The organism is Nonomuraea sp. NPDC049646 (genome assembly GCF_044465525.1).
Taxonomy (GTDB): Bacteria; Actinomycetota; Actinomycetes; order Streptosporangiales; family Streptosporangiaceae; genus Nonomuraea.
Map to the genome: position 1 here is coordinate 40,321 of NZ_JBITLU010000010.1, position 11,769 is coordinate 52,089.

At 72.9% G+C, this 11,769-nt stretch carries 15 protein-coding genes; 7 read left to right on the forward strand and 8 right to left on the reverse strand.

Translation table 11 applies throughout. The features are described from left to right. Nucleotides 1–6: 6 nt before the first annotated feature. On the reverse strand, nt 7–1,227 hold the full coding sequence (locus tag ACIBQ8_RS28660) for an MFS transporter (RefSeq protein WP_397193416.1): 1,221 nt from the start codon (nt 1,225–1,227) through the stop codon (nt 7–9). A gap of 75 nt (nt 1,228–1,302) precedes the next feature. On the opposite strand from ACIBQ8_RS28660, the gene ACIBQ8_RS28665 reads away from it, so the two are divergent. The 3 genes from ACIBQ8_RS28665 to ACIBQ8_RS28675 all read left to right on the forward strand — a co-directional run bounded on the left by ACIBQ8_RS28665 (nt 1,303) and on the right by ACIBQ8_RS28675 (nt 2,732). Further along, complete coding sequence (locus ACIBQ8_RS28665; RefSeq protein ID WP_397169811.1) at nt 1,303–2,064, forward strand: SDR family NAD(P)-dependent oxidoreductase; 762 nt, start codon at nt 1,303–1,305, stop codon at nt 2,062–2,064. Between the two features lie 28 nt (nt 2,065–2,092). Continuing rightward, on the forward strand, nt 2,093–2,338 hold the full coding sequence (locus ACIBQ8_RS28670; RefSeq protein ID WP_358283284.1) for a type B 50S ribosomal protein L31: 246 nt from the start codon (nt 2,093–2,095) through the stop codon (nt 2,336–2,338). 154 nt (nt 2,339–2,492) lie between these two features. After that, entirely contained in the window at nt 2,493–2,732 is a 240-nt protein-coding gene (locus ACIBQ8_RS28675) for a DUF3040 domain-containing protein (protein ID WP_357970963.1), read from the forward strand. Nucleotides 2,733–2,750: 18 nt separating this feature from the next. Here ACIBQ8_RS28675 and ACIBQ8_RS28680 read toward each other — a convergent pair whose 3' ends face one another. The 4 genes from ACIBQ8_RS28680 to ACIBQ8_RS28695 all read right to left on the reverse strand — a co-directional run bounded on the left by ACIBQ8_RS28680 (nt 2,751) and on the right by ACIBQ8_RS28695 (nt 5,358). Beyond that, nucleotides 2,751–3,032: a DUF6343 family protein gene (locus ACIBQ8_RS28680; protein WP_397193417.1), complete on the reverse strand. Its 282-nt coding sequence runs from the start codon at nt 3,030–3,032 to the stop codon at nt 2,751–2,753. Nucleotides 3,033–3,044: 12 nt separating this feature from the next. After that, the gene (locus tag ACIBQ8_RS28685) at nt 3,045–3,746 is read right to left on the reverse strand and encodes a maleylpyruvate isomerase family mycothiol-dependent enzyme (protein WP_397169807.1); all 702 of its coding nucleotides are present in this window, start codon (nt 3,744–3,746) and stop codon (nt 3,045–3,047) included. A gap of 17 nt (nt 3,747–3,763) precedes the next feature. After that, nucleotides 3,764–4,447 (reverse strand): DUF4344 domain-containing metallopeptidase, encoded by a 684-nt coding sequence (locus ACIBQ8_RS28690; RefSeq protein WP_397169805.1) that lies wholly within the window; start codon nt 4,445–4,447, stop codon nt 3,764–3,766. Nucleotides 4,448–4,617: 170 nt separating this feature from the next. After that, nucleotides 4,618–5,358, reverse strand: a complete 741-nt coding sequence (locus ACIBQ8_RS28695; protein ID WP_397169803.1) for a hypothetical protein — start codon at nt 5,356–5,358, stop codon at nt 4,618–4,620. A gap of 190 nt (nt 5,359–5,548) precedes the next feature. Here ACIBQ8_RS28695 and ACIBQ8_RS28700 point away from each other — a divergent pair, with 190 nt between their 5' ends. The 3 genes from ACIBQ8_RS28700 (at nt 5,549) to ACIBQ8_RS28710 (ending at nt 8,087) form a co-directional block, all read left to right on the forward strand. Beyond that, nucleotides 5,549–6,421, forward strand: coding sequence for a PfkB family carbohydrate kinase (locus ACIBQ8_RS28700; protein WP_397193418.1), 873 nt, complete (start codon nt 5,549–5,551; stop codon nt 6,419–6,421). Nucleotides 6,422–6,612: 191 nt separating this feature from the next. Next, complete coding sequence (locus ACIBQ8_RS28705; RefSeq protein WP_352320092.1) at nt 6,613–7,602, forward strand: LacI family DNA-binding transcriptional regulator; 990 nt, start codon at nt 6,613–6,615, stop codon at nt 7,600–7,602. 68 nt (nt 7,603–7,670) lie between these two features. Next, nucleotides 7,671–8,087, forward strand: a complete 417-nt coding sequence (locus tag ACIBQ8_RS28710; protein ID WP_397193419.1) for a hypothetical protein — start codon at nt 7,671–7,673, stop codon at nt 8,085–8,087. A gap of 17 nt (nt 8,088–8,104) precedes the next feature. Here ACIBQ8_RS28710 and ACIBQ8_RS28715 read toward each other — a convergent pair whose 3' ends face one another. Continuing rightward, nucleotides 8,105–8,977 (reverse strand): LysR family transcriptional regulator, encoded by an 873-nt coding sequence (locus ACIBQ8_RS28715; protein ID WP_397193420.1) that lies wholly within the window; start codon nt 8,975–8,977, stop codon nt 8,105–8,107. 82 nt (nt 8,978–9,059) lie between these two features. On the opposite strand from ACIBQ8_RS28715, the gene ACIBQ8_RS28720 reads away from it, so the two are divergent. Beyond that, on the forward strand, nt 9,060–9,821 hold the full coding sequence (locus ACIBQ8_RS28720) for an SDR family oxidoreductase (protein ID WP_397169797.1): 762 nt from the start codon (nt 9,060–9,062) through the stop codon (nt 9,819–9,821). A gap of 58 nt (nt 9,822–9,879) precedes the next feature. Here the strand turns inward: ACIBQ8_RS28720 and ACIBQ8_RS28725 are convergent, their stop codons facing one another. Both ACIBQ8_RS28725 and ACIBQ8_RS28730 read right to left on the reverse strand, forming a co-directional pair. Then, nucleotides 9,880–10,776: an aminoglycoside phosphotransferase family protein gene (locus ACIBQ8_RS28725; protein ID WP_397193421.1), complete on the reverse strand. Its 897-nt coding sequence runs from the start codon at nt 10,774–10,776 to the stop codon at nt 9,880–9,882. Next, nucleotides 10,763–11,758: a LacI family DNA-binding transcriptional regulator gene (locus ACIBQ8_RS28730; protein ID WP_397169794.1), complete on the reverse strand. Its 996-nt coding sequence runs from the start codon at nt 11,756–11,758 to the stop codon at nt 10,763–10,765. Before ACIBQ8_RS28730 ends, ACIBQ8_RS28725 begins: the two co-directional genes overlap by 14 nt. Between the last annotated feature and the right edge of the window lie 11 nt (nt 11,759–11,769).

The following is an 11,769-nucleotide window of genomic DNA, read 5'->3' on the forward strand; positions in this document are numbered from 1 at the left end:
CGGGTCTCAGGTCGGCTCGGCGGGCAACGCGGCCTGTCGCTCCGGCGCCCGCCCGTACCGATCGTAGGCCACCAGCGAGAGCGCTCCGAGCACGCAGGCCGCCGCCACCGAGGCCATCACCGCGGGGTATCCGGCGACCTGCGCCACCGCCGCCGACAGCAGCGGGGCCACGGCCTTGGCCACCGTGACGGGCAGGGCGAGCGCGCCGCTCAGCGTCGCGTACGCGGCCGTCCCGTACCTGTCGGCCAGCAGGGCGGGACGGGCGATCGTGGCCACCCCGAACCCCAGCCCGAACAGCACCACCCCGGCGACCGCCCCCGCCGCGCTGTCGCCCGCCAGCGGCAGCAGCAGCGCGGCCACCCCCTGGACGGCGAACATCGCCGCTGTGACCAGCGCCACCGGCCACCTGCTCTGGAGCCCCGTCGTGACCAGCCGCCCGGTCACCGACAGCACGCCGAGCAGCCCGGCCACGCTCGCCGCGAACAGCGGCGGATGCCCGAGCGCGATCAGGTACGTCACCAGCAGCACCCCCATGACCGCCACCGCGCCCGTCTGGGCCAGAAAGGCGGCCACCAGCAGCCAGAACGGCCGTTCGCGCAGCGCGGAGCCGACGATCGCGCGGCGCCGGGCCGGCGGCGCGGACGTCCCCCGCCCCCGCACGGCCAGCGCGTGCAGCGGCACGGCCGTCAGCGCGTACCCGGCGGCCAGGACGACCAGCGCCTGCCGCCAGCCGTGCCGGTCCACGAGGAAGCCCGTCAGCGGCAGGAAGATGCTGGAGGCGAACCCGGCCACCACCGTCACGGCGAGCAGCGCGCGCGCCCGCCGGGCCGGGTCGAAACCGGCGACGATCACCGCGAAGGCGGCCTCGTAGAGCACCATGGCCGAGGCGACGCCGAGCGCCGCGCACACCAGGTAGAGCTGCGTCACGGTGCGCACCTGCGACCAGGCGAGCACCGCGAGCCCGCCCAGCAGCGACCCGGCCGTCATCAGCGCGCGCCCGCCGTGCCGGTCGAGCCAGCGCCCGACGAAGGGCGCCACCAGCGCGGACACCAGCACCGACACCGTGATCGCGCCGGTGAGCTGGGCGACCCCGGTGCGCAGGTCGCGGGCCATCGGCGGGATGAACACCGAGAACGCGTAGTACAGCACGCCGTAGCCGGCCGTCTGCGTGATCGCGAGCGCCCCGACCACGCGGGCCGGCGACCTCGGACCGGGTATGGCGATCACGCATTGGTTCGTTCCCGTTCACCAGCCGGAAATACGGTGACAAGGGTCACTCCGGGACCGAGTAGCGTCGGACGCATGAGTCTTTCCTACGTGGTGACCGGCGGCGGGCGTGGCATCGGGAAGGCCGTGGTCCAGCGGCTCCTGGGGGAGAAGGACACCGTCGTCGTCATCGACCGCGACGGCGGCTCGCTGTCCTGGACCGGCCCCCGCGTCGTCCCCGTGGTGGGCGACGCGGCCGACGAGGAGCTGGTCGCCTGGGCCGCCGACCGGGCCGAGGAAGCCGGCACGCTGGCGGGCTGGGTCAACAACGCGGCGATCTTCCGCGACGCCTCCGTGCACGACGCCCCGATCGCGGAGGTCAGGCGGCTGATCGCGGCCAACCTGGACCTGGCGCTGGTGGGCTGCGCGGTCGCCGTCCGCCGCTTCCTCGCGGCGGGCACGCCGGGCGCGATCGTCAACGTCACCTCCCACCAGGCCACGCGGGCGGTGCCCGGCAGCCTGCCCTACGCCACCGCGAAGGCCGCGACCGAGGGCCTGACCAGGTCGCTGGCCGTCGAGTACGGCCGGTACGGCATCAGGGTCAACGCCGTCGCGCCCGGCTCGGTGGCCACCGAACGCTACGAGGACTTCCTGGCCTCCAGGACCGCGGACGAGGTGGTGGACGTCGAGCGCGAGATGGCCAGAGTGCACCCCCTGGGCCGGGTGGCCTTCCCCGCCGAGGTGGCCGCGGTCGTGGCGCACCTGCTCTCGCCGGACGCCTCGTTCGTCAACGGGGCGACGATCCCCGTGGACGGCGGCCGGACGGTCCTCGGGATGGATCCCGAAGCGAGGGAATGAAAACCATTGCCATCCGGTTGAGAGGGGCATGAAGAAGAACCTGCACCCCTCGTACCGTCCGGTCGTCTTCCGCGACCCGAGCGCCGGCTTCGCCCTCCTCACCCGCTCGACCCTGACGAGCGGCAGGACCGTCGAGTGGGAGGACGGCAGGACCTACCCGGTCGTGGACGTCGACGTGTCGTCGGCCAGCCACCCGTTCTACACCGGCCGCAGCCGCGTCCTCGACACCGAGGGCCGCGTCGAGCGCTTCAACCAGCGCTACGGCAAGAAATGACAGCCAAGGCTTGACCCGCCCCCGTCCGTTCCGCGCCTTCCGGCCGGAACGGCCGGGGGTCTCGGCATGTCACGCCAAGGAGGCGCCGGGCGGGCATGCTGGGGCTACCGGTGGGTACAAGGCTTTCACCGGCGTGGGAGCAATGGTGATCGCGATGGGTCTCTCTGGAAGGGAACGCCGCATCCTCGCTGAGATCGAGCAGGGCCTCGAACGGGACGATCCCGAGCTGGCCCGGCGCGTGGCGGCGATCAACAGGATCGAGTCCGACGGCATCGACTACCCGCAGGCCTACGGCGACCGGCTACGGGTGTGGGCGCTGACCCATGTCTGGATCATCTTCGGGGTGGCCGCCGCGGTGATCCTGCTGCTCCTGCTGGCCGTCCTCACCACCTGACCGAGCGTGCCCGCCACCTTACCCGCCGTGCCCGCCACCTGGCCGATCGTGCCCGCCACCGGGCGGACCGGCGCGCCGGCGTCTGAGCACCGCCAGGTCCACGGCGGCCACCACCGCCACCGCGGCGGCCAGGGCGGCCTCCCAGACCCACACCTGCTGACCCGTGGCCATCGCGCGGGTCACGAAGAAGACCGCCGCGGCCGCGGCGACGACCAGGGCGATCCACGACAGCACCCGCCTGGCGCGCAGCGGGCTGCGCGCCGTCACCGGCTCGGTGCCCGCGCGGTTGCGCAGCCACATCCCGCTCTCCCCTCAGGCCAGGCACCGCAGCGCGGCGGCGACCCGCGGGTCGAGCCCGTCGGTCGGCAGCCGTCCCACGGTGGCCTCCACGAACTCCGGGTACGACAGCGACGCGCTGCCCTGGTCGACGCTCACCCAGATCTGCTCGGCCGTCTGCTCCACCTGCGCCCTCGACTCCTGCTCGGCCAGCACGAACCGGCCGACGGCGACCCGCCACAACGTCCGGTCGTCGATCTCCTCCTCCGTCACCGGCGCGCCGACGTCGTCGGCGTGGGTGGCGTACTCGGAGTCGTAGTGGAAGGTCTGCAGCCCCACCGGGTACGGGCCCGCCGTCGTGTCGATCAGCGCGTCGGGGCCGAGGGCGCGCATCCGCTCGCGCGTCTCGCCGTTCTTGGTGCGCCACTCCTGGAGCACCTCCTCGACGGGCACGTCGCGGCGCTGCCGTACGGACCACTCGTTGAAGTCGTTGAACCCGGTCACCCCCTCGGCGGCCACCCGGGTCAGCAGCTCCTGCACGGTGCCGTCGAGACAGGCGTGGTTGTACGCCTCCTCACCCGCCAGATGGGCCAGCACGTCGCGCACCGACCACCCGGCGCAGCGGGACGGACGCGCCCAGCCCGCCTCGTCGAGCCCGTCGAAGAACCGGTCGAGCCGGGCCGCCTCGGTGTCGAAGATGTCGAACGGGTCGAAGTCTCTGAGCAGCTCCTCAGCCATACATCCGGACGTACCCCTCAGGCCCCGACTTTCACTGCCAGTGACCCCAGTTCCGCCCTGGCCCGCTCGTACTCGGCGCGGCACGACGGGACGCGCTCGGCCGGCACCCAGCCGCCCTTGGCGATGCGGGCGTACCTGACGGGGTCGGCGCCGTACAGCAGGCAGGCGAACGTGGCGGAGGCGGCCGTCCCCGACAGATGGTCGGCGTGGGTGTGGGCGGCCAGCAGGTGGCGGGCCTCGGCGGCGGCCACCGCGTGGCCGCCGTCGCGTGCGGCGAGCGTCAGCGCGGCGAACCGGTCGGCCTGCGGCTCGCCGGCGGGCAGGCCGTTGAGCGCGGCCAGGGCGTGGCCGAGCTGGTGGTGGTAGAGGGCGGCCAGGGCGCCGTCCACGCGGGCGGCGGTGGTGCGCCGGTCGGCCTCCTCCGTCTCGGAGATGCCGGTGAGCGTACGGTCGATCTTGGCGACCAGCGAGTAGCAGATCGTGATCCGCCGCCGGTCGCCGTCCCAGGTGGCGCGGGGCGCGTCGCAGCCGCGGGCGACGACCTGGACGCCGCCGAGCCGGGTGCGCAGCACGCCGCTGTCCTTCAGGAGCTTCCTGGCGTGCTGCTCGCGGGCCGTGCCGGCGGGCTCGTAACGGACGGAAGGGGCCGCCCCCAGCGTGCTCGTCAGGCTCAGGACGAGGGCGATCAGGGGGTGGGGCATATGGGGGCTCCTGTCGGATCGGCGCTGGGTCCGCGAGGCGGCGGGCCGCCTCCCTTGCAAATGGGACAGTCCATGCGGCGATCGGCTGATCGATAAACCTCTCCGGTGAAAAGAATCCGGAAATGCCGGAGGCCCGGCTCCCACCAGGGGAACCGGGCCTCGGCGATCAATCAGTGGTGGTGCCAGGAGCGGTAGACCTTGACGTAGTCGCGACGGCTCTCGGAGCTGTTGAGCTCGTCGTCACCCTCGAAGACGGCCTTGAACGTGCCGCTCTTCCAGGCGCGGGTCTTGGTGGCGAACTTGCCGCCCCAGGAGGTCTTGGCCGAGGCGACCCACTTCCAGCCGCTGGAGCCGTTGGCGCGGTAGTAGACGCTCACCTTCTCGCCGCGCAGACCCTCCCAGCCTTCGTCATCGACCTGAAGGCGACCGGAGAAGTAGATCGAGCGGCCCTGGCGGACCTTGTAGGGGTCGGCCGTGAAGCGCGTGATGCGGGTGTCGGCCTTGCCCTTCTGGATCTCGACGTTGAAGAACGCGGAGTCGGTGGCGACCTGCTTGTTGTCCTTGTCGAAGGCCACGGCGGTGGCCTTCCACTTGCCGGCGAAGTCGCCCTCGTTGAACGGGACGGCGAAGCGCCAGCCCTCGAGGTCCTTGACGTCCTTGGCACGGAAGGTGCGGACGTCGCCCTCCGGCGACACGCTCAGCGTGACCTTCTGGACGTCGGAGCTGGCCCCGATGTCGAAGTACGCGGTGGTCTCGCTGCCGGCCTTCACCACGACCGGGTTGGGGGTGATGTCACGGATCTTGAGTTCGGTGGCGTGCTTGGTCGCGGTGGCGGAGGCGGCGCCCGCGCCGGAAACCAACATGGCCCCGCCGACGAAGGCGGTGATGATTCCTACTGCGATCTTTCTCATGAGGGTGCTGATTCCTCTCCCCGTATCGACTCGAAGCCGGCGCCGGGGCGCGCCGGCTTCCTCTACTACTTTGAGGCACGAGTTGGGGAAAAGGTTCGCTAAAGATACAGAAAATATTTGATCACGGTCCTAACCAGGACTTATGCGAAAAAATCATTCGGCGTAGTCGTGACCAACTACAGTCTGGCTCATGACCGACGTCTACGCGCTGGGAGAGCCGCTCGGGGTGGTCTCCAGCGGCCAGGTGCGGCACGAGAACGAGGCCAGGCTGGACGTCTGCGGCCCCGAGTTCACCTTGGTGATCGCCCTGTCCAGGCTGGGCCACCGGTGCGCGTACGCCGCCCGCGTGGGGGACGACGAGCTGGGCGCCAGGGCGCTGACCGTGCTCAAGGGCGAGGGCGTGGACGTCGAGGACGTGCGGGTGGTCGAAGGGGCGCGTACCGGGATGGTGCTCAGGGAGGTGCGCGTCGGCCGCGAGCCGGTGACCGCCCAGTACCGCACCCGCTCGGCCGGGTCCCGGCTGTCGCCCGGCAACGTGCCGATGGACCGGGTGGGCGCCGCCAAGATGCTGCACGTGAGCGGCGTCACGGCGGCCCTGAGCAGGGACGCGCTCGACGCCGTGCACGCCGCCATGAGCGCGGCGCGGACGGCCGGGGTGATGATCTCGTTCTCCGTCCACTACGTGCCCGAGCTGTGGCCCTCGGTCCGGGAGGCCGAGGAGGTGCTCGGCGAGCTGGCCTGCCAGTCCCACCTGCTCTTCCTCGCTCAAGACGAGCTGGACCTGGTCAAGCCCGCCCTCACCCCCGAGCGCGAGGTCGTGGTTGACCGGGGCGTCAAGGGCGCCAGCGTGCGCGCCGACCGCATGCGTTACGACGTGGCCGTCCCGCAGGTGCCCGTCGTGGACATGGCGGGCGCGGGCGAGGCGTTCGCGGCCGGGTACATCAGCGCCGCGCTCGACGGCCTCACGCCGCAGGAACGGCTGCACCGGGGCGCGCTGCTGAGCGCGGCGGCGATGACGAGCGTGAGCGACTGGCAGGGTTTGCCGTCGAGGGCGGAGCTGTGACGCAGAATTTCGCAACGGCTTGACGTGATTGCGCAAACATTTGACTGGCGATTGTCGTGCGGAACCCCGCATTTCCTCCGGCGGATGCGTCGAAATCGTCGGGAAGGCCGTCCTGGGCGGGAGTGGGAAGGGCCGGCCGCGGCTACGTAAGTGATCGCAAGCGCTTGCGCGGCAGGCCGTATAGTTTGCGCATGACGCGACGACTCGCAGAGGTGGCGAAGAAGGTCGGGGTGAGCGAGGCGACGGTCAGCCGCGTGCTCAACGGCAAGCCGGGGGTCTCCGACGCCACCCGCGAGGCCGTGCTGACCGCGCTCGACGTGCTCGGCTACGAACGTCCCACCCAGTTGCGCGGCGACCGGGCCCGGCTGGTCGGCCTGGTGCTGCCCGAGCTGCAGAACCCGATTTTCCCCGCCTTCGCCGAGGTCGTCGGCGGCGCGCTGGCCCAGCAGGGGTTCACCTCGGTGCTCTGCACCCGCACGGTCGGCGGCGTCTCCGAGGCCGACTACGTCGATCTGCTGCTCCAGCAGCAGGTCAGCGGCGTGGTCTTCGCCGGCGGCCTCTACGCCCAGGCCGACGCCTCGCACGACCACTACGAGCTGCTGCACGAGCGCAAGCTGCCGACCGTCCTGGTCAACGCGGCCGTCGAGCGGCTGGACTTCCCGCAGGTCTCCTGCGACGACGTGGTGGCCGCCGAGATGGCCCTGTCCCACCTGCGCGCGCTCGGCCACGAACGCGTCGGCATGGTGCTCGGCCCGAAGGACCACATGCCCTCCCGGCGCAAGCTGGAGACGTTCCAGGCCCGGGGCGGCGACCCGCGGCTCGTCGAGCACACGATGTTCTCCCTGGAAGGCGGGCACGCGGCCGCGTCCAGGCTGGTCAAGCAGGGCGTGACCGGCGTCATCTGCGCCAGCGACCTGCTCGCGCTCGGCACGGTCAGGGCGGCCAGGCGGGCCGGTCTCGACGTGCCGGGCGACGTCTCGGTCATCGGCTTCGACGACTCGGCGCTGATGAACTGCACCGAGCCGCCGCTGACCACGGTCCGCCAGCCGATCGACGCGATGGGCCGGGCCGCCGTCGACCTGCTGGTGGCCCAGATCGACAAGGCCGTGGTGCCCGCCGACGAGCTGCTGTTCGAGCCGGAGCTGGTGGTCAGGGCCTCGACGGCGCGGGCTCGCGGCTGACCGGAGCCGCCGCGACCGTCCTTGGTCACGGCGTCAACGTCCCGTACGTTCGGGCGAATGTTGCCGCGTTGTGCCTGGCCAGAGGCCGGGTCCTGCACGTGCGCTTCGTGCACGGGGGAGCGGCGGACCCGCGCGAGCTGACGCTGTTCGAACGGGCCGGCGCGCTGTTCAAGGCCGTCGGCGACCGGCGCGGGGAGGGGGAGTCGGCGTTCCGGGAGGGCTGTTATCACCAGGTCGTCGAAGGCGATCTCGACCGCGCGCTGCCCCTCTTCCGGCGCGCCGGGGAACTGGCTGCGGAGACGGGCGACCTGGCCACGCTCGCCGAGGTGCTCAGGCACCAGGGGATCGCGGCCCACCGGTCCGGGCGGCCCACCGGTCCGGGCGGCTCGACGAGGCCCGCGCCCTGGCCGAGTCGTGCGGCGCCGACCGCGTCGCCGCCCACGTCGAGGAGGCCCGCGCCACCATCCCGTCCTGACCCGGCCTGACCTCGATCGCCCCCGCGTCACGCGCACAGGCAGCGGACGAACTCCCGCACCAGCGCGCGCACCGACGGCCTGCGGTCGCCGCGCCGCCAGACGATGGCCAGCCTGCTCGGCGGCAGCCCGGTCACCGGCCGCGCCACCACGTCGTCGCGCCGGTAGAGCTCGGCGTTCCCGGCCGAGACCAGCGCGACGGCCCGCCCGGACGCCACCACCTCGAACGCCTCCTCCGCCGTCTCCGCCTCCGCCCCGACCAGCGCCGGGCCGGTGCGCCGGTCGGCGGCCAGCCAGAAGTCCCGCATCGGCCCCGCCGTGCGCGGCAGCGCGACGAACGGCTCGCCGGCCAGCTCGGCCAGCTCGACCTCCGCCCGCCCGGCCAGCCGGTGTTCGGCGGGCAGCGCCACCCAGCGCTCCTCGGTGCTCACCACCGTCCAGTCGTAGGCGCCGTCGCCGGGGACGGGCAGCCAGGCGACCGCGACGTCCACCTGCCCGTCGCCCAGCCCCACGGTCGGGTCGCCCCAGGTGATCTGGCGGAAGCGCAGCTCCCATCCCGGCAGCGCCTCCACGATGGACGGCACCAGCCCCCGCCCGATCCGCGTCTGGAACCCCACGGTCAGCGTGCGCTCCTCGCGCGCCGCGTCCACCGCGCGCCGCGCGCCCTCCCACTGCTCGATGATCTGCCGGGCCAGCGGCAGCAGCGCGGCCCCGGCGGCGGTCAGCGCGACGGTCCGCCGGTCGCGGTCGAACAGCCTGGCCCGCATGGACAGCTCAAGCTGCCTGATCTGCCTGCTCAGCGAGGGCTGGGAGATGAACAGCCGCTCGGTGGCCGCCCGCGTGAAGCTCAACTCCTCCGCGACCGCCACGAAATACCGCAGATCCCGGATATGGGCATCCATAGCAAGAAGCTATAACAGCCGGTCTTGGACGCCCGAGACGTCCCCGCCGCACGATGGAGCTCCACCGATGAAGGAGCACGCAATGAGTGAGTTCGCAGGCAAGACCGCGCTGGTCACGGGGGCCTCGCGCGGCATCGGACGGGCCGTGGCGCGCCGCCTGGCCGCCGGCGGCGCCCGCGTGATCGTCCATTACGCCACCAACGACGACCTGGCCAAGGAGACGGTCGCCGAGATCGAGCACGCCGGCGGGCAGGCGTACGCGGTCAAGGCCGCCTTCGAGGACGGCGTGGACGCCCTGTTCGACGGCCTGCGCGACGACCGGCTGGACATCGTGGTGAACAACGCCGCCATCCTGGGCGGAGTGCTGAACTCGGTCACGCCCGAGCAGTTCGACCGGGTGTTCGCGGTGAACGTGCGGGCGCCGTACTTCGTCATCGAACGGGCGCTGCCGCTGCTGAACGACGGCGGCCGGATCATCAACGTGTCCTCGGCGGTCGTGCGCATCGCGCTGCCCGACGTCGTCTACTCGATGACCAAGGGCGCGCTGGACACGCTCGGCTTCACCCTGGCCCCGCTGCTCGGCCCGCGCGGCATCACCGTGAACACCGTCTCCCCGGGCGTCACCGAGACCGACATGAACGCCTGGCTGCGCGAGGACCACGACGGCGTCGCCGAGCGGCGCGTCACCGAGGTCACCGCGCTCGGCCGCATCGGCCGTCCCGAGGACATCGCCGAGGCCGTGGCGCTGCTGGCCCGGCCGGAGGCGCGGTGGATCACCGGCCACGTGCTCGACGCCACCGGCGGCTACTTCCTCGGCCCGGCGCAGGGCGTCGTGCCGGTCTGAGAACGGGCCTGGGAACGGGCCTGAGAACAGGCATGGGAACGGGCCTGGGAACGGGCGGTCAGCGGGCGCGGCCGGTGGGGTCGCGCAGCCAGCCGTCGAGGACAGCACGGGCGGCGGCCCGCTCCTCGGGGAAGCGCCGCGCCCTGACCAGCGTCCACAGGACGGCCTGCAGCGCCCGTGCCTCGGCGAACACCGCCAGGTCAGGGTCGCCGGGATCGGCCCCGTAGGCGCGCACGGCCGCGCGGCCGTCGAGCCGCACGGTGCCCAGCAGGCAGGCCAGGTCCCAGCCCACGGGCCCGTACGTGGTCTCCTCGAAGTCGTTCCACAGCAGGCCGGCGGGCGTGACCAGCAGGTTGCCCGGATGGGCGTCGCCGTGCACGGCCTGCCCTCCCACCGGCAGCCGGGCCGCCAGACCGGCGCGGGCCTGCGCGAGCCGGGCCGACACCGCCGGCTCCAGGTCGGCCGAGAGCACCCGGAGCAGGTGCGCGGGCTCGTCGAGGACCGGCCCGAGGCGCGGCAGCTCGCCGGGATAGCCGCGCAGCGCCTCGTGCAGCTCGCGCAGCGCCCGCCCGAACACCTCGGGCGTCACCGGCCGCGACCCGTCGTGCTCGACGTGCCGCCAGTACGACACCAGCGCCCCGCCGCGCTCGTGCACCCGCGCGGGCAGCAGGTCGCTCGGCGGCACGACCGGCGCACCCCGCTCGTGCAGGAACGACACCACCGCCAGCTCCCGGCGCATCGCCTCCTCGGGCCGCAGCCGGGCCAGGGCGGTGACCGTGGGCACCCGCGCCACGACCGGCGCGGGCCGCAGGTGGATGCGCAGGTTGTAGGAGTCCTTCAGCACGACGGGCTCGCGCACCGTGACGCCGTGCTCCTCGGCCACCGCGACGGCGGCGGCCACGGCCTCGCCGGCGGAGATCACCCGGGCGGCCGCGGCGGGCTCAGGCCGACTCACGGACCACCAGCTCGGTCGGCAGGATCACCGGCTCCCGCGAGCCGCCCTCGAACAGGCCGAGCAGCAGCCCGACCATGGCCGCCGCCTGCTCGGCGATCGGATGGCGCAGCGTGGTCAGCGGCGGCTCGGTGTACTTGGCCGCCTCGATGTCGTCGAACCCCACCACCGCGACGTCGTCGGGCACCCGCCGGCCGGCCTGGCGCAGCGCCTGCAGCGCGCCGACCGCCATCAGGTCGTTGCCCACGAACACGGCGTCGAGCGCGGGGTCGTCGCCGAGGAGCTGGCGCATCGCGATCGCGCCCGACTCCCGGGTGAAGTCGCCCACGGCCACGATCGAGCGGCGGTCGGAGTCGCGCAGCACGTTGCGGTAGCCGGTCAGGCGGTCCTGGCCGGCGATCATGTCCTGCGGGCCGGCGATGGTGGCGATCCTGCGCCGCCCGGACTCGACCAGGTGCCGCACGCCCGCCTCGGCCCCGCCCACGTTGTCGTTGTCGACGAACGGGATGTCGACCGGCACGGCCGGCCGCCCGTAGGAGACCACCGGCACCCGCAGGCGCGACAGCGCGGCCGGCAGCGGGTCGGCGCCGTGCATGGAGATCAGCATGACGCCGTCGACGTGACCGCCCGAGATGTACCGCTCCACCCGGGCGTGGCTCTTGGGCGAGGACGCCAGCATCAGCACGACCTGCTTGTTGACCGCCTCCAGCTCGTAGCTGGCCGACCTGATCGCCGTGGAGAACATCGGGTCCTCGGAGAAGACCCGGGTGCCCGGCTCGCTGACGACCAGGGCGATCGAGTCGGTGCGCTGGGTGACCAGGCTGCGCGCCGCCGAGTTGGGAATGTAGCCCAGCTCGTCGATGGCGCGCTGCACGGCGTCGCGGATGTGCGGCGCGACGGTCGTCTGGTTGTTGACGACCCTGGAGGCGGTCGCGCGGGAGACGCCCGCGCGGGCGGCGACCGCCTCCAGCGTCGGGCGTCTCATGACTGCACCAA